18 protein-coding genes are annotated in these 19,098 nt (G+C 64.8%); 10 read left to right on the top strand and 8 right to left on the bottom strand.

All coding sequences use genetic code 11. The features are described from left to right. Positions 1-33 precede the first annotated feature (33 nt). Complete coding sequence (gene mutS / locus IB255_RS09440; RefSeq protein WP_177429484.1) at positions 34-2,607, bottom strand: DNA mismatch repair protein MutS; 2,574 nt, start codon at positions 2,605-2,607, stop codon at positions 34-36. An 82-nt stretch (positions 2,608-2,689) separates the two neighbouring features. Here mutS and IB255_RS09445 point away from each other — a divergent pair, with 82 nt between their 5' ends. The 3 genes from IB255_RS09445 to recX all read left to right on the top strand — a co-directional run bounded on the left by IB255_RS09445 (position 2,690) and on the right by recX (position 4,813). Then, positions 2,690-3,202, top strand: coding sequence for a CinA family protein (locus IB255_RS09445; RefSeq protein ID WP_081517916.1), 513 nt, complete (start codon positions 2,690-2,692; stop codon positions 3,200-3,202). 85 nt (positions 3,203-3,287) lie between these two features. Then, complete coding sequence (gene recA, locus IB255_RS09450) at positions 3,288-4,343, top strand: recombinase RecA (RefSeq protein WP_081517917.1); 1,056 nt, start codon at positions 3,288-3,290, stop codon at positions 4,341-4,343. A gap of 5 nt (positions 4,344-4,348) precedes the next feature. Continuing rightward, a complete protein-coding gene (gene recX / locus IB255_RS09455; RefSeq protein ID WP_081517918.1) occupies positions 4,349-4,813 on the top strand; it encodes a recombination regulator RecX in 465 nt (154 codons plus the stop codon). Between the two features lie 61 nt (positions 4,814-4,874). On the opposite strand, the gene IB255_RS09460 is transcribed toward recX, so the two are convergent. Together IB255_RS09460 and IB255_RS09465 are read right to left on the bottom strand one after the other, a co-directional pair. Next, positions 4,875-5,948 carry a TIGR00730 family Rossman fold protein gene (locus tag IB255_RS09460; RefSeq protein ID WP_081517919.1) on the bottom strand — a complete coding sequence of 358 codons (1,074 nt, stop codon included), beginning with the start codon at positions 5,946-5,948 and terminating at the stop codon, positions 4,875-4,877. 167 nt (positions 5,949-6,115) lie between these two features. Further along, positions 6,116-7,537: an MBL fold metallo-hydrolase RNA specificity domain-containing protein gene (locus IB255_RS09465; RefSeq protein ID WP_081517920.1), complete on the bottom strand. Its 1,422-nt coding sequence runs from the start codon at positions 7,535-7,537 to the stop codon at positions 6,116-6,118. A gap of 125 nt (positions 7,538-7,662) precedes the next feature. Here IB255_RS09465 and IB255_RS09470 point away from each other — a divergent pair, with 125 nt between their 5' ends. Next, positions 7,663-10,068, top strand: coding sequence for a xylulose 5-phosphate 3-epimerase (locus tag IB255_RS09470; RefSeq protein WP_081517921.1), 2,406 nt, complete (start codon positions 7,663-7,665; stop codon positions 10,066-10,068). Between the two features lie 40 nt (positions 10,069-10,108). On the opposite strand, the gene IB255_RS09475 is transcribed toward IB255_RS09470, so the two are convergent. Together IB255_RS09475 and IB255_RS09480 are read right to left on the bottom strand one after the other, a co-directional pair. Continuing rightward, complete coding sequence (locus tag IB255_RS09475) at positions 10,109-10,324, bottom strand: DUF3820 family protein (protein WP_045210039.1); 216 nt, start codon at positions 10,322-10,324, stop codon at positions 10,109-10,111. 9 nt (positions 10,325-10,333) lie between these two features. Beyond that, on the bottom strand, positions 10,334-10,741 hold the full coding sequence (locus IB255_RS09480; RefSeq protein WP_017518004.1) for a quorum-sensing-regulated virulence factor family protein: 408 nt from the start codon (positions 10,739-10,741) through the stop codon (positions 10,334-10,336). Positions 10,742-11,072: 331 nt separating this feature from the next. Here IB255_RS09480 and IB255_RS09485 point away from each other — a divergent pair, with 331 nt between their 5' ends. Both IB255_RS09485 and IB255_RS09490 read left to right on the top strand, forming a co-directional pair. Beyond that, the gene (locus IB255_RS09485; RefSeq protein ID WP_081517922.1) at positions 11,073-12,770 is read left to right on the top strand and encodes an OmpP1/FadL family transporter; all 1,698 of its coding nucleotides are present in this window, start codon (positions 11,073-11,075) and stop codon (positions 12,768-12,770) included. A gap of 153 nt (positions 12,771-12,923) precedes the next feature. After that, complete coding sequence (locus tag IB255_RS09490; protein WP_081517923.1) at positions 12,924-13,640, top strand: tRNA-uridine aminocarboxypropyltransferase; 717 nt, start codon at positions 12,924-12,926, stop codon at positions 13,638-13,640. Positions 13,641-13,706: 66 nt separating this feature from the next. Here IB255_RS09490 and IB255_RS09495 read toward each other — a convergent pair whose 3' ends face one another. Continuing rightward, entirely contained in the window at positions 13,707-14,591 is an 885-nt protein-coding gene (locus tag IB255_RS09495; RefSeq protein ID WP_192210131.1) for a DMT family transporter, read from the bottom strand. Positions 14,592-14,856: 265 nt separating this feature from the next. Between IB255_RS09495 and erdR the strand changes: the two genes are divergently transcribed. Beyond that, a complete protein-coding gene (erdR, locus tag IB255_RS09500; protein ID WP_024765291.1) occupies positions 14,857-15,507 on the top strand; it encodes a response regulator transcription factor ErdR in 651 nt (216 codons plus the stop codon). Between the two features lie 108 nt (positions 15,508-15,615). Then, positions 15,616-15,987 carry a diacylglycerol kinase gene (locus IB255_RS09505; RefSeq protein ID WP_192210133.1) on the top strand — a complete coding sequence of 124 codons (372 nt, stop codon included), beginning with the start codon at positions 15,616-15,618 and terminating at the stop codon, positions 15,985-15,987. Positions 15,988-16,102: 115 nt separating this feature from the next. Here the strand turns inward: IB255_RS09505 and IB255_RS09510 are convergent, their stop codons facing one another. Beyond that, positions 16,103-17,029 carry a LysR family transcriptional regulator gene (locus IB255_RS09510; RefSeq protein ID WP_081517925.1) on the bottom strand — a complete coding sequence of 309 codons (927 nt, stop codon included), beginning with the start codon at positions 17,027-17,029 and terminating at the stop codon, positions 16,103-16,105. 222 nt (positions 17,030-17,251) lie between these two features. Here IB255_RS09510 and fpr point away from each other — a divergent pair, with 222 nt between their 5' ends. Then, positions 17,252-18,028, top strand: a complete 777-nt coding sequence (fpr, locus tag IB255_RS09515) for a ferredoxin-NADP reductase (RefSeq protein WP_081517926.1) — start codon at positions 17,252-17,254, stop codon at positions 18,026-18,028. 292 nt (positions 18,029-18,320) lie between these two features. Here the strand turns inward: fpr and IB255_RS09520 are convergent, their stop codons facing one another. Beyond that, a complete protein-coding gene (locus IB255_RS09520) occupies positions 18,321-18,734 on the bottom strand; it encodes a VOC family protein (RefSeq protein ID WP_081517927.1) in 414 nt (137 codons plus the stop codon). 60 nt (positions 18,735-18,794) lie between these two features. On the opposite strand from IB255_RS09520, the gene IB255_RS09525 reads away from it, so the two are divergent. Next, positions 18,795-19,097 carry a putative quinol monooxygenase gene (locus IB255_RS09525; protein ID WP_081517928.1) on the top strand — a complete coding sequence of 101 codons (303 nt, stop codon included), beginning with the start codon at positions 18,795-18,797 and terminating at the stop codon, positions 19,095-19,097. The last annotated feature ends 1 nt before the right edge of the window (position 19,098 follow it).

The following is a 19,098-nucleotide window of genomic DNA, read 5'->3' on the forward strand; positions in this document are numbered from 1 at the left end:
GCGCGCGATTCTAGCAGCTTGTCCAGCGGTCCGTCAGACCCGCATCTTCCATGCATATAACAATTCGAGAGCTTGACGCGGAGTCAGGTCATCGGGGCTGACACGCATCAGCTCTTCGACGATCGGGTGCGGCAGGCTGGCGAACAGGTCGCTTTGCAGTGGTGCCGGGCTTTTCGGGTCGGTCGAACGCGGTGCTTCATGGGGCAGGCTGGTGGTTTCCAGGCGCGACAGATGCTCGCGGGCGCGCTGAATTACCGCACCCGGCACACCGGCCAATTGTGCAACCGCAAGACCATAACTCTGGCTGGCGGGACCGGGCAGTACGTGGTGCAGGAACACGATGCGCTCGTTGTGTTCGGTGGCGTTCAGGTGAACGTTGGCCACCGCCGGTTCGCTTTCGGGCAGCACGGTCAGCTCGAAATAGTGCGTCGCGAACAGGGTAAAGGCGCGAAGTTTGGCCAGGTGTTCGGCGGCCGACCAGGCCAGCGACAGGCCGTCGAAGGTGCTGGTACCGCGGCCCACTTCGTCCATCAGCACCAGGCTGCGGTCGCTGGCGTTGTGCAGGATGTTCGCGGTTTCGCTCATCTCCACCATGAAGGTGGAGCGGCCACCGGCGAGGTCGTCGGAGGAGCCGATACGGGTGAAAATTCGGTCCACGAGGGACAGTTCACAACGCGCAGCCGGGACGAAACTGCCGATGTGCGCTAGCAGCACGATCAGCGCTGTTTGTCGCATATAGGTCGATTTACCGCCCATGTTCGGGCCGGTAATCACCAGCATGCGGGTGTCTTCGTCGAGGTTCAGGTCGTTGGCGACGAAGGGCGTATCCAGCACCTGCTCGACCACCGGGTGGCGGCCTTGCTCGATCAGGATGCCGGACTCTTCGACGAAGCGCGGGCGGTTCAGGTCGAGGTTCAGTGCACGCTCGGCGAGGTTGGACAGCACGTCCAGTTCGGCCAGGGCGGCAGCGGTGTCCTGCAGTGGCGCCAGTTGGCCGATCAGAAGTTCCAGCAGTTCTTCGTAGAGTTGCTTCTCGCGAGCCAGGGCACGGCTTTGAGCTGACAGCGCCTTGTCTTCGAAGGCCTTCAGTTCCGGCGTGATGAAGCGCTCGGCGCCTTTCAGGGTCTGGCGGCGGATGTAGTCGGCGGGTGCCTGTTCGGCCTGCACACGGGGCAGTTCGATGTAGTAGCCGTGGATGCGGTTGTAGCCGACCTTCAGGTTTGGCAGGCCGGTGCGGGCCTTCTCGCGAGTCTCCAGATCCATCAGGTACTGGCCGGCGTTCTCGCTGAGCATCTGCAGTTCGTCCAACTCGGCGTCGTAGCCGCGGGCGATGACGCCGCCGTCGCGGATCACGGCCGGCGGGTTCTCGATCACTGCGCGGGCCAGCAGGTCGGCCAGTTCCGGGTAGGTGCGGATGCTGACGGCCAATTCGCCCAGGTGCGGGGCTTCCAGCTCGGTCATGCCACTCTGCAGTTGCGGCAGGGCGGCGAGGGCGTCGCGCAGGCGCGCGAGGTCGCGCGGGCGGGCGTTGCGCAGGCCGATTCGGGCGAGAATTCGTTCAACGTCACCGATTTCCTTCAGCTGCGGCTGGAGGACTTCGAAGCGATAGCGTTCCAGCAGGCAGGCAATGGACTCCTGGCGAGCTTCGAGCACGGCACGGTCGCGCAGCGGGCGGTTCAGCCAGCGGGTCAGCAGACGGCTGCCCATGGCAGTCTGGCAACGGTCGACTACCGACTGCAGCGTGTTGTCGCGACCGCCGGCGAGGTTGGTGTCCAGCTCCAGGTTGCGGCGGCTGGCGCCATCGAGGATCACGGTGTCATCGATCCGCTCGTGACGCAGACTACGCAGGTGCGGCAAGGCGGTGCGCTGGGTTTCCTTGGCGTAGGTCAGCAGGCAGCCGGCCGCACCGATAGCCAGGGTGAGTTCCTGGCAGCCGAAGCCCTTGAGGTCCTGCACGCCGAACTGCTGGCACAGGCCCTTCTTCGCCGAGTCACGATCGAAGTCCCAGGGGGCGCGGCGGTGTGCGCCACGGCGCTTTTCCGCCGGCAGGCCCTGGGGCCAGTCGTCGGGGATCAGCAGCTCGGCGGGGTTCAAGCGCTCCAGTTCGGCCAGCAGGGTTTCCCAGCCTTTTATTTCCTGGACGTTGAAGCGGCCGCTGGTGATGTCCAGCACGGCCAGGCCGAACAGGCGCTCGTCGCCCAGCACGGCGGCGATCAGGTTGTCGCGGCGCTCGTCGAGCAGCGCTTCGTCGCTGACGGTGCCGGGGGTCAGGATGCGTACAACCTGGCGTTCAACCGGTCCCTTGCTGGTGGCCGGGTCGCCGATCTGTTCGCAGATCACCACCGATTCGCCGAGCTTCACCAGCTTGGCCAGGTAGCCTTCGGCGGAGTGGAAGGGAATGCCGGCCATGGGAATGGAGTTGCCGGCGGACTGGCCGCGTGCGGTCAGTGTGATGTCCAGCAGTTTGGCGGCCTTCTTGGCGTCCTCGTAGAACAGCTCGTAGAAGTCGCCCATGCGGTAGAACATCAGTTGGTCCGGGTGCTGGTTCTTCAGCCTCCAGTACTGCTGCATCATCGGTGTGTGGGCGGAGAGGTCGCTCTGACTCATGGCTTCTGGCTGTCCGGCTTCAACATGCAAAAGCGCCTAGTGTACGGTATCCGCCTGGCCTTCTTTAACCCCGGAGCGCACTGTGCCCGTTACCGATTCCTTTATTACTGAACTCTCCTCCCGGCTTGGCGCGCGGCTGGCTGCCAACAAATTGCGCGTCACCACCGCCGAATCCTGCACAGGTGGCGGCATTGCCGAGGCGATCACCCGTATATCCGGAAGCTCCGCCTGGTTCGAGGCAGGCTACGTTACCTACTCCAACAGCCAGAAGACGCGTCAGTTGGATGTGCCGGCCGAGCTGTTCCCGCAAGTCGGCGCGGTGAGCCGTGAGGTGGTCGAGGCCATGGTGGACGGTGCGTTGCCGCGCAGTGGCGCGGATATCGCCGTAGCGGTCAGCGGTATTGCCGGACCGGATGGTGGTTCTGCCGAGAAACCCGTGGGCACCGTCTGGCTGGCCTGGAGGAAAGGCGCACAGGTGTTCAGTGAACGCCGTCTGTATGCCGGTGATCGGGAAGCTGTTCGCCGGCAGACCGTGGCGACCGCTCTGGAAGGGCTATTGCGACTGGCGGACGGGGAAAATCCGATTCAGGGGTAGGCGAGCGGCTTGCCCTGTGGAATAATACTGTCTACTTATACAGTTGTTCGTGGCCGCCCGGCCGCCTGACTTCGCGAGGACTTCAATGGACGACAACAAGAAGCGCGCCCTGGCCGCGGCCCTGGGACAGATCGAACGCCAATTCGGCAAAGGCGCGGTCATGCGCATGGGCGACCATGAGCGCCAGGCAATCCCCGCCATCTCCACCGGCTCGCTGGGCCTGGACATCGCGCTGGGCATCGGCGGTCTGCCGCGCGGCCGTATCGTCGAGATCTACGGCCCGGAATCCTCGGGTAAGACCACGCTGACCCTGTCGGTCATCGCCCAGGCGCAGAAAATCGGCGCCACCTGCGCCTTCGTCGACGCCGAACACGCCCTGGACCCGGACTACGCCGGCAAGCTGGGCGTCAACGTCGACGACCTGCTGGTTTCCCAGCCGGACACCGGCGAACAGGCCCTGGAAATCACCGACATGCTGGTGCGCTCCAATGCCGTTGACGTGATCATCGTCGACTCCGTAGCGGCCCTGGTACCCAAGGCCGAAATCGAAGGCGAGATGGGCGATCAGCACGTCGGCCTGCAGGCCCGCCTGATGTCCCAGGCGCTGCGCAAGATCACCGGCAACATCAAGAACGCCAACTGCCTGGTCATCTTCATCAACCAGATCCGCATGAAGATCGGCGTGATGTTCGGCAACCCGGAAACTACCACCGGTGGTAACGCGCTGAAGTTCTACTCCTCCGTCCGTCTCGACATCCGCCGTACCGGTGCGGTGAAGGAAGGCGACGAAGTGGTCGGCAGCGAAACCCGCGTCAAGGTCGTGAAGAACAAGGTTGCTCCGCCGTTCCGTCAGGCCGAGTTCCAGATCATGTACGGCCGCGGCATCTACCGCACCGGCGAGATCATCGACCTGGGCGTACAGCTGGGCCTGATCGAGAAGTCCGGCGCCTGGTACAGCTACCAGGGCAGCAAGATCGGCCAGGGCAAGGCGAATGCCGCCAAGTTCCTGGAAGACAACGCCGAGGTCTGCACCACCCTGGACAAGGCTATCCGTGACCAGCTGCTGTCCAAGCAGACTCCGCCGACCAAGGCCGAGCTCGCTGCGGCGGAAGCCGAAGCAGAAGCTGAAGCCGACTACTGATAGCGATGGCCGTCGAGCTCGATAGCCCCGTCGCGGTGCGGCGGGTCGCCATGGACCTGCTGGCAAGACGCGAGCATGGCCGGGCCGAGCTCTCACGCAAGCTGCGGCAACGCGGCGCCACGCAGGACCTGATCGATCCCGCCCTCGACCGTCTGGCCGAGGAAGGGCTGCTCAACGAAAGCCGCTACCTGGAAAGCTACATCGCCAGCCGTGCGCGGGCCGGTTACGGTCCGGTGCGGATTCGCGAGGAGCTGTCGCAACGTGGTTTGCCCCGTAGCGAGATCGACGGTGCGCTGAGCGAGTCGGATGTCGACTGGAGTGAAAACCTGCGTGAAGTATGGCGCCGCAAGTTCGCCCGACTGCCGCAGGACGCTCGCGAGCGAGCCCAGCAGGGCCGGTTCCTGAGCTATCGGGGCTACTCGATGGAAGCCATCAGCCGGCTTCTGAGCGGTCGACGATCAGATGATTGAACGAAAAAGGCACCCACCGGGTGCCTTTTTTGTTTTCTTGTTCTGGAAGTTGCCCAGGAAATCAGCGCTCCCAGTTCTCCGGCTGGTTGATGAAGTTCAGCAGTTCTCTCAGGCGACCTTGGTCACGGCCGTTGAAGGCGAAGGCCAGGCGGGTCAGGTGGGAGAACTCCGGCTCGTCCAGTTCCGATTCGCTGTAGGGCTGCTGGTGGAAGCCATCAGTGACGCACAGGCTGCCGAACTCGCGCTCCAGCAACTGCAGTGCGCGCACGCTCAGCGGGTGGTTCAGGCGGATCACGAAGCGATCTTTGAGCCAGCGGCTGGAGTGGAAGTTGCTGTAGAACTGGGCGATTTCCTCGGCGGCTTCCTCGGCGGTGTGAACAAGTTTCATCAGGTTCATGTCGCTGGGCAGGATATAGCCGTTGTCTTCCAGCTGTTCCTTGATGAATTCCAGGGCGTGGTCCCAGTAGTGCCCACCCGGTTGGTCCAGCAGCACGATCGGTACCAGCGGGCTCTTGCCGGTCTGGATCAGCGTCAGTACTTCCAGTGCTTCGTCCAGCGTGCCGAAGCCGCCAGGGCAGAGCACCAGGGCATCGGCCTCCTTGACGAAGAACAGCTTGCGCAGGAAGAAGAAGTGGAAGGACAGCAGGTTGCTGGTGCCGTCCACGGTGCGGTTGGCGTGCTGTTCGAAGGGCAACGTGATATTGAAGCCAAGGCTGTTTTCCAGCCCGGCGCCTTCGTGGGCCGCGGCCATGATGCCGCCGCCGGCGCCGGTGATGACCATCAGGTCGTAGCGGGCGAGGGTTTCGCCCAGCTCGCGGGCCAGGGCGTAGACGGGGTGGTCGGCCGGTGTACGGGCCGAGCCGAACACCGTGACTTTGCGGCGACGCTTGAACTGCTCCAGGGTGCTGAAGGCGTGCTCCATCTCGCGCAGGGTCTGCAGCATGATCTTGGCGTCCCAGCGGTTGCGGTCGGCCTGGGCCATGCGGGCCACGGTGGTGAGCATCTCGCGGTACAGCGGCAGGTTCTGGCTGTTTCCGGGGGCGGCCAGTTCGGCCAGTTCCTCGATCTTCTGTGCGAGGTCGGTGCCGCTGGTCTGGAAGTGTCTGGAGAGGTAGTCGTCGGGCTCATAGGGCATGTTGATACTCCTTGTTCATCAACCCCTGATCGCCTGTCCATGGGCGGCGCCGGCCACGCAAGGTGGCTCTGGTGTTGACGCATTGGCGCTTCGCCGCACGCACAGGGTTCAGCAGGAGGCCTGCCCAGTCTGGCACGCGGGGTGTGACAGTCGGTGAGGCCCCGATTTCAGATGGCGATCCGGTCTCCGGGCTCCGGAATGTTGGCCGTCCAGTTCAGGCGATCCTGGAGTGCACCCTTGAGTACATCCATCTTTTCCCGCTCGCCATGTATCAGGTATAGCTCGGGTTTGTTCTCGAAGTGGCCAACCCACTGAATTAATTGTGATTGTCCCGCGTGAGCGGAGAACCCGCCGAGGGTATGGATCTGCGCTTTCACGCTGATGCGCTGCCGCAGGATGCGTACCGTCTGGGCGCCGTCGACGATGGCGCGGCCCAGCGTGCCCTTGGCCTGGAAGCCAGGGAAGACGATATGGCATTCCTCGCGCCAGAGGTTGTGCTTGAGGTGGTGGACGATGCGCCCTCCGGTGCACATGCCGCTGCCGGCGATGATGATAGCCCCGCTCTTGATCCGGTTCAGCGCCATGGATTCATCGGCGCTCTGGGTGGTGCGCAGGATCGGCAGCCACTCGCCGACCTTGGCCGTGCCGGTACCGCGCATGTACTCGCGGTCGACGTCGGCGATCTCGCCGATGTGTTGCAGGTAGATGTTGTTGGCCCGGGCGGCCATGGGACTGTCGAGGTAGACCACCTGCTGCGGCAGGCGACCTTCCTGGTAGAAGCGCCCGAGGTAGTAGATCAGGTCCTGGGTGCGGCCGACGGCGAACGACGGGATCAGCACGTTGCCGCCTTCGTTCTGCGCGCGTTGCAGGATGCCGGCCAGTTCCAGCAGGGTTTCGTTGGCGTCGCGGTGGTCGCGGTCGCCGTAGGTGGATTCCAGTAGCACCACGTCGGCGCGGGTCAGCGGGGTCGGCGTGCGCATCAGTGGCGAGCAGGTGCTGCCCAGGTCGCCGGAGAACACCAGGCGGCGGGTCGAGCCGAACTCATGGATTTCCAGTTCGACGATGGCCGAGCCGAGGATGTGCCCGGCGTTGTGGAAGGTCACGCGGATGCCGCGCGCTACGTCTACCGTGCTGCCATAGCTGACGCGGCGGCGCTGGTTCAGGGCGCGGGAAGCGTCTTCGACGGTGTATAGAGGCTTGACGGGCGGCTTGCCCAGGCGCGCGCGCCACTTGTTCTCCCATTCGGCGTCCTTCTCCTGGAGGTGCGCCGAGTCCATCAGCATCAGCTCCAGCAGGTCGCAGCAGGATTCGGTGGCGTAGATCGGACCCTTGTAGCCTTCCTTCGCCAGGCGCGGCAGCAGGCCGCTGTGGTCCAGGTGGGCGTGGGACAGGACGACGGCATCGAGCTCCTTCGGGTCGAAAGGGAAGGGCGTGCGGTTGGTCGCTTCGTTTTCGCGGGTACCCTTGTTGCCGCCGCGCCCCTGGCGCATCCCGCATTCGAGCAGCACGCGGACGCCGTCGCGGGTTTCCAGGAGGTAGCAGGAACCGGTGACTTCCTGGATCGCGCCGATGAAAGTGAGAAGCGCCATGTCGTCTCCTTGTGGGAATTCTCTTTCAGCCTTGCTCGAATGGTCGGGGCGCTCGTTGATACATGTCAGCGCCGGTCCGATCCGTAGCGACCTAGACTTTCCTGCAAAGCCAAGGGAGAGCCGAGATGCCACAGATACTGCCCAGTCCCGAGGAACTCGACAGCCACGCGGCAGCCGAGCCGGAATTTGCCCGTTGGCGGCAAGGCCGTGGACCGCTTCAGCATAGCCCGCAGACCCAGGCGGCGGTCTTTCGTGTTGCTCATCAATTGGTCCAGTACGGTCTGCAGCCTGATCTGGCCAGCGTCTACCGACTGTTTGGCGCGCTGGACCGGCTGAGCTGCGCCGGGCTCTGGCTGGTGGCGCACATGACCTACGCCAGGCGCGTCCGCCTTGATGGCGCTCCCTTGCAGGCCGAGGATTTCAAGGCGCAGCCCGAAGGGCACACCGGCGGTGCGCTGAACATGGTGCCGGCCTATGCCGGTTACCTCGCCCTGAATGCCCTGAGCGGCAAGACCCGCGGCTGGCTGATGGGGCAGGGGCACTGTGTGGCGGCGATCGACGCGCTCAACGTGCTCACCGGTAACCTGCATCCGGAACAGGCTGCCGCCTACGGAAGCGGCGCGGCAGGGCTGGATCGGCTGGTGCAGGACTTCTACAGCTACGCGCAGCAGCCGGACGGTAAGGTCGCCGCGCCGCTGGGCAGCCACGTCAACCCGCATACCGCTGGTGGCATTGCCGAAGGCGGCTACCTCGGCTTCGCCGAGCTGATGTATGCGCACATGCCGCTACCGGGCGAAACCCTGGTGGCGTTTCTTTCCGACGGCGCCGCCGAGGAGCAGCGCGGCAGCGACTGGATTCCCCGCTGGTGGCGCGCCGAAGATTGCGGCACGGCGCTGCCGGTGATGATCGCCAACGGCCGGCGCATCGAGCAGCGTACCGACCTGGGCACCCACGAGGGACTGGAAGGCTTCAAGCTGCACCTGCGGCGCTGTGGCTTCGACCCGATCAGCTTCGATGGACGTGACCCGGCGGCATTCGTCTGCGCCCTGTGGGAAATGGAAGAACGCCTGCAACATCGCGTCGACGAGAAGGAGCGCGGCATCCTGCGCTATCCGCTGCCGATTCCCTATGGCATTGCCGAGACGACCAAGGGTTACGGCTTCTACGGGGCCGGCAGCAACGCCGCGCACAACCTGCCACTCCCGGGTAACCCCGGCGTGGACGCCGAGGCGCGCGAGCTGTTCAACCAGCATGCGGCGCCGCTGTGGGTGGAGCCGGAAGAGCTCGCCGAGGCCTGCGGCCTGTTCACTGCCTCGCGCAGCGGCCGGGTGTTGGAGCGGGACAACCCGTTGGCCGTGCGTCGGCCTATCGAACCTTCGATTCCGCCGCTGCATTACCGCAACGACGAATGCTCGCCCATGGCCGCGCTGGATCGCTTTTTCGTTGACCTGTGCGGCGCCAACCCGGACCTGCGCGCCCGCGTCGGCAACCCGGACGAGCTGGCGAGCAACCGCCTGGGCGGCGTGCTCAAGGCGCTCCGGCACCGGGTGAGTGAGCCGGAAAGCGATCTGGAGGCCGTGGATGGCCGGATCATCACCGCGCTCAACGAGGAAGCGGTGGTTTCCGCCTGCCTGGCCAACCAGGGCGGACTGAACCTGGTGGCCAGCTACGAAGCCTTCTGCGTGAAGATGCTCGGGGCCGTGCGCCAGACGCTGATTTTTGCCCGCCAGCAGAAGGAAGCCGGGCGTTCGGCGGGCTGGCTCGGCTGGCCGCTGGTGGCGACTTCGCATACGTGGGAGAACGGCAAGAACCAGCAGTCGCACCAGGACACCACCTTCTGCGAGGCGCTGCTGGGCGAGATGAGCGACATGGTTCGGGTGGTTTTCCCGGTCGACCACAACAGTCACCTGGCCCTGCTGCCAGACATCTACCGTAGTCGCGGGCAACTGGCCTGCATCGTGGCACCCAAGCGCGAGCGTCCGGCCGTATTCAACCAGGCCCAGGCGGAACAGCTGGCCCGCGATGGCGCGATCCTGATGGACGAACATCCCGGCGCCGAGCCACTGCTGCTGATCGCCAACGGCAGCTACCAACTGGCCGAGATGCGTCGCGCCGCGTTGCGGCTGGAGGAGGCCGGTTATCCGTATCGGTTGGTCTATCTGCAGGAGCCGGGGCGCTTCCGCGCGCCGCGTGACAACTGGGAGTTGCAGGCGCTGACGGATGAGTCCGTGGCCATGCGTTTGTTCCCAGACCATTACCAGCGCCGCGTGCTGCTCACTCACATGCGTCCGGAAGTGGCGCGCGGGCACCTCTGGCCGATCCTGCCGGACGCCTTGAAGACGGCGGTGCTGGGCTATCGCAACCAGGGCGGTACGCTGGACGAGGCGGGCATGCTGTTCGCCAACCGCTGCAGCTGGGCCCACGTGCTGGCGGCCTGCGCGCGGTTGCTGGATGTGCCGCGCAGCGCCTTGCTGGCGCCGGACGAAGCAGCGGCGGTGGCCGGCAAGGAGAACCCCGCCGTGCTGCGCTGACGAGCGCTGGCGCAACCGCCACAGGGCGGTTGCGCGGGCCTCAGCGCTTGAGCGCTTTGATCAGGTCGTCCAGGCCATCGATCTTCAGTTCCAGGGTCAGCTGCATCAGCCGGCCCAATTCGCCGGCCGGAAACTGCCCCTTTTTGTGGAACCACAGCAGGTACTCGTCAGGCAGGTCCACCAGCATGCGACCCTGGTACTTGCCGAAGGGCATCGGCGTACGCGCGATCTTCAGCAGCATTTCCTTGTCGAGCATGGGTGCGGCTTACTTCTTCAGCTTGATCTTGCAGCTGCCAGCGTCGAAGCGCTCGGTGGCGACCGGGGCGTTGGTCTTGTACTCGGTGAAGCTGTAAGTGAGGATCGCGCCCTCGGCCAGCAACTGGCGGTAGGCGGTGTTGCTGCAGACGCTGTCGCCCAGCTGGCTGCGCACGCTGTCGGGGTTCTCGCGCATGCGCTCGGCATGGCTGGCGCGCACGCTCAGGTGGTTGATCAACTGCGGGCCGTCGACGGTGTAGCCCTGGTCGAGGATGTCCTCGTTGATGGCGCGCGGGGTGCCTTCGCTGCTTTCCTTGGCGACCTTTTCCAGGGTCTGGGTCAGTTCGAAGTCCTTCTTCGACGCGGCGTGCGCGACGGGAATGACGAGGCAGAGGGCGAGGGCGGTGAGGCGCAGCATGGGCATCTCCTGACAATGGTGCCGATTCGACCGTGGCGAGCCTTCCGGGTTCGACGGTCATTCAAGCCGCCTATTGTCCCTTAAAACGGCGCGCCTGCCGAGGAACTGTTACCTCAGACCCCAGACCGCGCCGCCGGGTGGCCAACCCCGTCAAAGGATGGGGGGAGGATGGCGCCGCTCTCCGGTCACAACCTCTGCCCTCCGAGCGGGAGGGTCGACCATCGGGAGGTCCAGCCGCCGCGCAAGGCGGTGCCATTTTCATGCTGCTTCTGCGGTAGGGCGGACTCTTGTCGATGCGTCGGGCGAATCATCCCATCGCAGGAGAAGAACAATGACAAGAGTATTGCGCCCCTGGCCGCTTGCCCTGGGCTCCTGGTGCCTGATCGCAGTCCCCGCGCAGCAGGCCGAGGCGTCCGGTTATCACTTCGGCTCACAGTCGGTGTCCGCCCAGGGCACCGCCCACGCCAACGGCGCCGAAGCGGCCGACGCCTCGACCATCTTCTACAACCCCGCCGGCATGGCCCGCCTGCCCGGCAACCAGGTCACCGGCGGCCTAACCATCCTGCTGCCCAAGGGCGAGTACGATGACGACGGCTCCACCGACGTGTTCGGCAACCGCACCGGTGAGGGCGACGGCGACGCCGGCTCCTACCTGCCGGACGCGGCCGCCGCGCCGAACTTCTACTTCTCCCACCAGGTGAACGACACCATCAACATCGGCCTGGGCATCTTCACGCCCTATGGCGCCAAGCTCGACTACGAGAAGGACTGGAGCGGCCGCTACGGCATCCAGTCGGCCTCGCTGGAAACCGTCACCTTCAACCCGAGCATTTCCTTCCGCCTCAACGAGCACCATAGCGTCGGTTTCGGCGTCTCGGCTCAGTACATCCGCTCCATCCAGCGCGGCGCGGCCGACGTGAAGGGCGCCTCGCGGCAACTGGCCGGGCAGTTCGTCAAGGAGAATCAGGACGTCACCGAACTGGCCGCCTCGCCCCTGGGGCAGGCGGTGATCCCGCTGGTCTACGGCGTGCAGGTGCCGGAGGAGGTGACCAGTTGTAACGGCCAGAACGGTGATGCCTTCGTCGACTGCGTGGCGAAAAACTTTTCCGACAACGTCCAGGGCGACGGTTACTTCCGCGTGAAGGGTGACGACTGGGGCTACGGCTGGAACTTCGGCTACCTGTGGGAACCCACGGAGCGCACGCGCTTTGGTATCGCCTATCGTTCGCGGATCAAGCATGAGCTGGAAGGCAAGACCAAGTGGAGCTTCTCCGACGTGCAGGGCACGGTGCCCTCGCCGGATACCGACCTCAGCGGCGGCCTGGACCTGGGCATCATCGAACTGCCGCCCAAGGACGCCATCCAGCAATTGTTCGACCCGGACCAGTGGGTCAACCCCGGCCAGTTCGCCGCCACCCGGCTGCACCCCAACTCCAAGGCCAAGGTCACCATCGACACGCCCGAATCTCTGTCCATCAACGGCTTCCACCAACTCAACGACAAGGTCGCGCTGATGGCCGACGTGACCTGGACGCGGCACTCGCGGCTGGACTCGGTGGATATCGGCATCGACCAGGTGCAGGGCTACCCGTACTTCAATGGCGTCAACGAGGGGGACCTGAGCGTCAAGCAGGACTGGAAGAACACCTACAAGGTCTCGCTTGGGATGAACTACCAGTTCAACGACGACCTGCTGCTGCGCAGCGGCATCGCCTACGACAAGACCCCGGTCAGCGGCGACGGGCTACGCCACCCGGCCTTCCCCGACGCCAATCGCAAGTGGCTGTCGCTGGGGGCCAACTACCACTTCACCAAGGACACCTCGGTGGACCTGGCCTACAGCTTCGTGAAGTTCGACAGCGGCAAGATGGACTACGCCGACGGCTGCTCGCCGGCTGGCTGGGCGCCCGGTTCCGGAGGGCTCTACGTCGATAGCGGCGTGCGCTGCACCGGCAACGGCGGCAACTACAAGGGCGAATACAAGCAGCAGATCCAGTTCATCGGCCTGGCGCTCAACCACAGCTTCTGAAGGCCGCTTATCTCCAAGCTACTTGCCTTGAAAGCCACCGCGCCGCTCGCAGGGAGGCGGGCGGCCGCTCTGGTACAATCGGCGGTCCGCAACCGTCGTCCCGTTCGAGCCTTCGATGTCCCGTTCGCTTTTCCTCATCCCGGTGGCTGCAGCATGAGCCACGCCGTCGCCCGCCTTCGCGATGAACGCCTGGCCCGCTGCATCAAGCCGTTCTTCGCCCGTGGCTCACGCTCGCCGCGCTGCCCCGGTTGCCGCCTGCGGCCGAACTACTGCATGTGCAGCCTGCGCCCGCAGGTCGAGTCCAACTCGGCGATGTGCCTGGTGATGTTCGACACCGAACCGCTCAAGCCCAGCAACACCGGCTGGCTGATCGCCGAGACCGTGCCCGAGACCTGGGCCTTCGGCTGGTCGCGCATCGAGGTCGACCCTGCGCTGCTGGCGCTGCTCGACGATCCGCAGTGGCAGCCGTATGTGGTGTTCCCTGGCGAGTTCGTCCAGCCCGAGCGCGTGGTCACCACGGTGGAGCCGCAGGACGGCAAGCGCCCGTTGTTCATCCTGCTCGATGCCACCTGGAACGAGGCGCGCAAGATGTTCCGCAAGAGCCCGTACCTGGACCGCTTCCCGGTGCTGAGCATCACCCCCGATGCGCTGTCGCGCTATCGCCTGCGCCGCTCCAAGTTCGACGAACACCTGTGCACCGCCGAGGTTGCCGCGCTGTGCCTGGGGCTGGCCGGCGACCGCCGCGCCGGCGATGCGCTGGATGCCTACCTGGATGTGTTCAGCGAACGCTACCTGGGCTCCAAGCGCCAGCAGCCGCTGGACGAGCAGAGCCCGGCGCATCAGGCGTTGATGCCGTTTACCCAGCGATAACCTGCCTCGCCAACGCAACCTTTACAGACGCGGGTCATGCGCGCGCCTGCAGGCTTATTGGGTGTTTCAAGCCGCCTTGGCGTCAGCCTTCTTCGGCCACAGCTGAGCGACCAGCATGCCGGCGAGCATCAGCGCGCAGCCGAAGTAGCCGCGCACGTGCAGAGTTTCGTTGAGGAACAGCGCGCCGGCGATGGCGGCAAACACGGCTTCCAGCGAGAGGATGATCGCCGCGTGGGAGGCGATGGCGTGCTTCTGCGCGATGACCTGCAGGGTGAAGCCGGTGGCGACGCCGAACAGGCCGCCGTAGAGCAGGGCAGGGCCGGCCTGGAGGATGGCGTCGAGGTGAATCTCCTCGAACACCAGCGCCAGGATCATGCTCACCACCGCGCAGGTGGCGAACTGCAGGAAGGCCAGGCGGATCGGGTCGTAGCGGCTGGCGAACAGGCCCACCAGCAGGACGTGGCCGCCCCAGACGAAGGCGCCGGTCAGTTGCAGCCAGTCACCGGAAGCGACGTGGAAGTCCGGGCCGATGCTCAGCATCGCCATGCCGGTCACCGCCAGCGCAGCACCGATCCAGGTGCCCGTGCCGGCGCGATGACCGATCAGCAGGCCGAGCAGCGGCACGATGATGACGTACAGGCCGGTGATGAAGCCGGAGTTGGTCACGCTGGTGAACATCAGGCCGACCTGCTGCAGGTTGATCCCCATGGTCAGCGCGGTGCCGATGGCCAGACCGGCCAGGATCAGGCCGCGGTTGAACGGCTGGGCGCCGCGCTTGCTCGACCAGGCCAGCAGCGGCAGCAGTGCCATGGCGCCGAGGGTGAAGCGCAGGCCGGTATAGAGGAAGGGACCGATGGCATCCATCCCGAGGCGTTGCGCGACGAAGGAGACCCCCCAGATCATCGCGGTGAACAGCATCAGGAAATCGGCGCGCAGCGCATGGCTTTTCATCTTGTTCTCGTAACGGGCAGGAAAAAAAGCGGAACTCTGCCGTAACGCCGGGCCTTTGGAAAGGGGACAGGGTTCCCGGCGGGCACAGTGGCAGGGGCTTTCAGGCCATTGTGCATGTACTGCGAGGGACGTATTCGCGGCGGACAGCGAAGCCGCTCTTTGCGTACAATGTGACAAGTAGTGCTCTATCCGTGCTCCGACCTTTCCTGCGCAAGTCTGGCTGTTATCCACGGCGGGACTTCGGCGCGGCCTTCAAGGAAAATTCATGGCTTCCTACGAGATCCTGATCGCTGACGATCACCCGCTGTTCCGCAGTGCCCTGCACCAGGCCCTGACCATCGGTCTCGGCCCCGAGGCGCGGCTGTCGGAGGCGGCGAGTATCGCGGAGCTGGAGACGCGCCTGAACGAGAAGGCCGACTGGGACCTGGTCCTGCTGGACCTGAACATGCCCGGCGCCTATGGCTTCTCCGGCCTGGTGCTGCTGCGCGGGCAGTACCCGCAGATTCCGGTGGTGATGGTCTCGGCCCAGGAAGATGCCGCCGTGGTGCAGCGCTCCCGCGAGTTCGGTGCCAGCGGCTTCATCCCCAAGTCCAGCGAGCTGAGCGTGCTGCAGCAGGCCGTGCGTGCGGTGCTCGATGGTGATGTCTGGTGGCCGCCGCAGGTGGACGCCGTGACCGAGATGAGCGACGACGTGCGCGCCGCCAGCGCCGGTCTGGCCAGCCTCACCCCGCAGCAGTTCCGCGTGCTGACCATGGTCTGCGAAGGCCTGCTGAACAAGCAGATCGCCTTCGAGCTGAGTGTCTCCGAAGCCACGGTGAAGGCTCACGTGACGGCGATCTTCCGCAAGCTGAACGTGCGCACCCGCACCCAGGCGGCGTTGCTGCTGGCGCAAATGGAATCGGTGCCGGGGGCCTGAGGCCCGTCACATTCAGCCCCTGAGGCCGTCACATTCTGTAATGGCCTTGACCCCATTTTGACGATCGCTGGTATAGAGTGCCGCGACCTTTGCCTGTGAGAACCACACGTGTCCGCTTCCCCCTTCAAGGGCCAGACTGGCCTGAAACGCATCTTCAACGCCGCCGGCTACTCCCTGGCCGGCTTTGCCACCGCCTTCAAGGGTGAAGCGGCTTTCCGCCAGCTGGTGCTGATCAACGTCATCCTGATCCCGCTGTCGTTCTTCTGCGACGTGACCCGCGGCGAACGCGCGCTGATGATCGCCGTGTGCCTGCTGGCGCTGATCGTCGAGCTGCTCAACTCCGCCATCGAGGCGGTGGTGGACCGGGTTTCCCTGGAGCGCCACCCGCTGTCGAAGAACGCCAAGGACATGGGCAGCGCCGCCCAGTTCGTCGCGCTGACCATCATCACCGTGACCTGGGCGGGCATCCTGCTCGGCTAAACGGTTTTCTGCTGGGGCTTTCGCAGGGCGGATAACGCGCCGGCGTTATCCGCCAGCAAGAGCCGGCGGATAACCTGTTCCAGGTTATTCGCCCTGCGCAGCGTTCGGTTTCGCGTCAGGGGATCATCGGCAGGACGATGTCGTCGCTGCGCGTCACCCCGGCGGTTTCGCTGCGGCACAGTTCGAGGAACTCGCGCATGGTCGCGGTCTGGTACTTCTGCCGGTGCCAGATGAAGTAGAACTGCCGGCGCAGGTCCAGGTCCGGCGTTTCCACCGGCACCAGGCTGCCACGGCGGAAGGCGTCGCGCAGGGCCAGGCGCGAGATGCAGCCGATGCCCAGCCCCGACTCCACCGCACGCTTGATCGCCTCGGTGTGTTCCAGCTCCAGTCGCACGTTCAAAGGCTCCACGTGATGGCGCATGGCCTGGTCGAAGGTCAGCCGTGTGCCCGAGCCCTGTTCCCGCAGAATCCACGCTTCCTCCGTCAGTCGCTCCAGGCTCGCGCGGCCTTCACGGGCGAGCGGGTGCTGCGGCGCGCAGAAGACCACCAGTTCATCTTCCATCCATGGCTGCACCTCGATGTCCGGGTGCTGGCAGTCGCCTTCGATCAGGCCCAGGTCCAGTTCGTAGTGGGCCACGCGCTGCACCACGTGGGCGGTGTTGTGCACATGCAGACGCACCCGGCAATCGGGCTGACGCTGCATGAAGGTGCCGATCAGCAGGGTCGCCAGGTAGTTGCCGATGGTCAGGGTGGCGCCCAGGTCCAGCGAGCCGAAGGCGCTCTTGCCGTTGAGCATGTTCTCGATCTCGCTGCCGCGGTCGAGCAGGGCCACTGCCTGGGGCAGCAACTGGCGGCCGAGGGCGTTGAGTGTCAGGCGTTTGCCGGAGCGGTCGAACAATTTGCAGTCGAACTGTCGCTCCAGCTCGCCCAGCGAGGTACTGGTGGCCGACTGCGACATGGACAGGGCTTCGGCCGCGCGGGAGACGCTTTCCTGCTGGGCGACGGCGACGAAGACTTCGAGCTGGCGCAGGGTGAACTTCATGCTGTGGGGCTCCGGAGAAGGCTGCGCGACATTTCGTCACCCCGGCGTAGGAAGCACCTGACGGTATCCTTTCGCGGCGACCGGGCGGCCTTATCTGCGTTTTGGATTAGCAATATCCAGATAATTTATTTTGCGGATATTGTCGCCGCCTATAAAATGTCGCGCAATTGCGCTACGTCCGGGATCTGCTGGGGTGCGCCACGTTTCTCCTAGGAGTCCTTGATGAGCAACCTGTACACCGAGCGCGTTCTCAGCGTGCACCACTGGAACGACACCCTCTTCAGCTTCAAGACCACCCGTAACCCGGGTCTGCGCTTCAAGACCGGTCAGTTCGTGATGATCGGCCTGGAAGTCAACGGTCGTCCGCTGATGCGCGCGTACAGTATCGCCAGCCCGAACTACGAAGAGCACCTGGAGTTCTTCAGCATCAAGGTCCCGGACGGCCCGCTGACTTCGCGTCTGCAGCACCTGAAGGAAGGCGACGAGCTGATGGTCAGCCGCAAGCCCACCGGCACCCTGGTGCTGGACGACCTCAAGCCCGGCCGGCACCTGTACCTGCTGAGCACCGGCACCGGCATGGCGCCGTTCCTGTCGGTCATCCAGGACCCGGAAGTCTACGAGCGCTTCGAGAAGGTCATCCTGGTCCACGGCGTACGCTGGGTCAGCGAGCTGGCTTACTCCGACTTCATCACCAAGGTCCTGCCGGAGCACGAGTACTTCGGCGACATGGTGAAAGAGAAGCTGATCTATTGCCCGCTGGTTACCCGTGAAGAGTTCCACAGCATGGGCCGCCAGACCGACCTGATGCGCAGCGGCAAGCTGTTCGCCGACATCGGCCTGCCGCCGATGAACCCGCAGGACGACCGCGCGATGATCTGCGGCAGCCCGAGCATGCTCGACGAGACCAGCGAAGTGCTGAACGGCTTCGGCCTGCAGATCTCCCCGCGCATGGGCGAGCCGGGCGACTACCTGATCGAGCGCGCCTTCGTAGAAAAGTAAGCCGAGAAGTAAGAAGCGCACGACGCTTCAGTCGAAAGAACGCCGCGACTCCTTTGGGATCGCGGCGTTTTTTTATCGCTGGTCTTTTCTCCGCAATGTTATGCCTCTGTTCGAGGACGCATCAGCGCGGGAGATTGCCCTCACCCTAACCCTCTCCCGGAGGGAGAGGGGACCGTTCGGTGCAGGATGAAGGTTGAGGTGTCATCCGGCTCGGATCGCCCCCTCTCCCATTGGGAGAGGGTTGGGGTGAGGGGAAAGCACGGGCACGGCCTTTCCAGAGCGCGTGTGCTTTTCAGGCCAGGCGCTGGCCGGAAACCGCCGGGTGATACAGCGGCTGCACCTTGTTCCCCGCCGGGTCGAGCAGGTGGAAGCTGCGCGCGCCGTCGCCATGGTCGAAAGGGCGGTCCAGCAGGGTCACGCCGCGCGCCTTGAAATACTGGTACCAGGCCTCCAGCTCTTCCACGCTGTCGACGACAAAGCCGTAGTGGTCCATGGTCTGCAGGCCGTTGGCCGCGCCGAAGCCGCGCCCCAGGGAGAGGTTGTCGTTGCCGCAGGTGAGGTAGACCAGGTCTTCGTTGGCGCGGTTGAGCACCTGCATGCCGAGTACCTCGACGTAGAAACGCTCGCACTCCTCGAGGTTCGGTACCAGCAGGGCGAGGTGGCGCAGGCCGTTGAGGCGGCCGGGGCGGGCAGGGAGATCGGACATGGACGCGGTTCCTTTTTTGTATACAATTTGATTTCAAATTTAAAACAAAAGGAACGTCCTGTGTACAGTCTGTTCATCAAGACCCGCGTGAAGCCCGGCAGCGCCGAGGATTTCCTCCACGCCATCAAGGCCAACGCCGCCGCTTCCGTGTCCAGCGAGCCCGGCTGCCTGGTCTTCGATGTGTCCCAGGATCGCCTCGATCCGGACGTGATCTACCTCTACGAGATCTACCGCGACGACGCGGCCTACGAGGCGCACACGCAAACCGCGCACTTCCGCGACAGCCGCCCGCTGGTGGAACCGCTGATCCTCGAGCAGGAGTGCTTCGAGAGCGACGTGATCGCCCTCAATCCGGTGGACTGAC

Origin of the sequence: Pseudomonas sp. PDM22, assembly GCF_014851965.1 — a bacterium.
GTDB lineage: Bacteria > Pseudomonadota > Gammaproteobacteria > Pseudomonadales > Pseudomonadaceae > Pseudomonas.

Bases quoted from the DNA above. Each gene is read 5' to 3' on its own strand.
- IB255_RS09495 (WP_192210131.1), bottom strand. From the start codon at position 14,591: ATGAAAAGCCATGCGCTGCGCGCCGATTTCCTGATGCTGTTCACCGCG.
- IB255_RS09490 (WP_081517923.1), top strand. From the start codon at position 12,924: ATGAGCCACGCCGTCGCCCGCCTTCGCGATGAACGCCTGGCCCGCTGC.
- IB255_RS09520 (WP_081517927.1), bottom strand. From the start codon at position 18,734: ATGTCCGATCTCCCTGCCCGCCCCGGCCGCCTCAACGGCCTGCGCCAC.
- IB255_RS09460 (WP_081517919.1), bottom strand. From the start codon at position 5,948: ATGCCCTATGAGCCCGACGACTACCTCTCCAGACACTTCCAGACCAGC.
- IB255_RS09510 (WP_081517925.1), bottom strand. From the start codon at position 17,029: ATGAAGTTCACCCTGCGCCAGCTCGAAGTCTTCGTCGCCGTCGCCCAG.
- recA (WP_081517917.1), top strand. From the start codon at position 3,288: ATGGACGACAACAAGAAGCGCGCCCTGGCCGCGGCCCTGGGACAGATC.
- IB255_RS09465 (WP_081517920.1), bottom strand. From the start codon at position 7,537: ATGGCGCTTCTCACTTTCATCGGCGCGATCCAGGAAGTCACCGGTTCC.
- recX (WP_081517918.1), top strand. From the start codon at position 4,349: ATGGCCGTCGAGCTCGATAGCCCCGTCGCGGTGCGGCGGGTCGCCATG.
- IB255_RS09475 (WP_045210039.1), bottom strand. From the start codon at position 10,324: ATGCTCGACAAGGAAATGCTGCTGAAGATCGCGCGTACGCCGATGCCC.
- IB255_RS09480 (WP_017518004.1), bottom strand. From the start codon at position 10,741: ATGCTGCGCCTCACCGCCCTCGCCCTCTGCCTCGTCATTCCCGTCGCG.
- fpr (WP_081517926.1), top strand. From the start codon at position 17,252: ATGAGCAACCTGTACACCGAGCGCGTTCTCAGCGTGCACCACTGGAAC.
- IB255_RS09470 (WP_081517921.1), top strand. From the start codon at position 7,663: ATGCCACAGATACTGCCCAGTCCCGAGGAACTCGACAGCCACGCGGCA.
- mutS (WP_177429484.1), bottom strand. From the start codon at position 2,607: ATGAGTCAGAGCGACCTCTCCGCCCACACACCGATGATGCAGCAGTAC.
- IB255_RS09485 (WP_081517922.1), top strand. From the start codon at position 11,073: ATGACAAGAGTATTGCGCCCCTGGCCGCTTGCCCTGGGCTCCTGGTGC.
- erdR (WP_024765291.1), top strand. From the start codon at position 14,857: ATGGCTTCCTACGAGATCCTGATCGCTGACGATCACCCGCTGTTCCGC.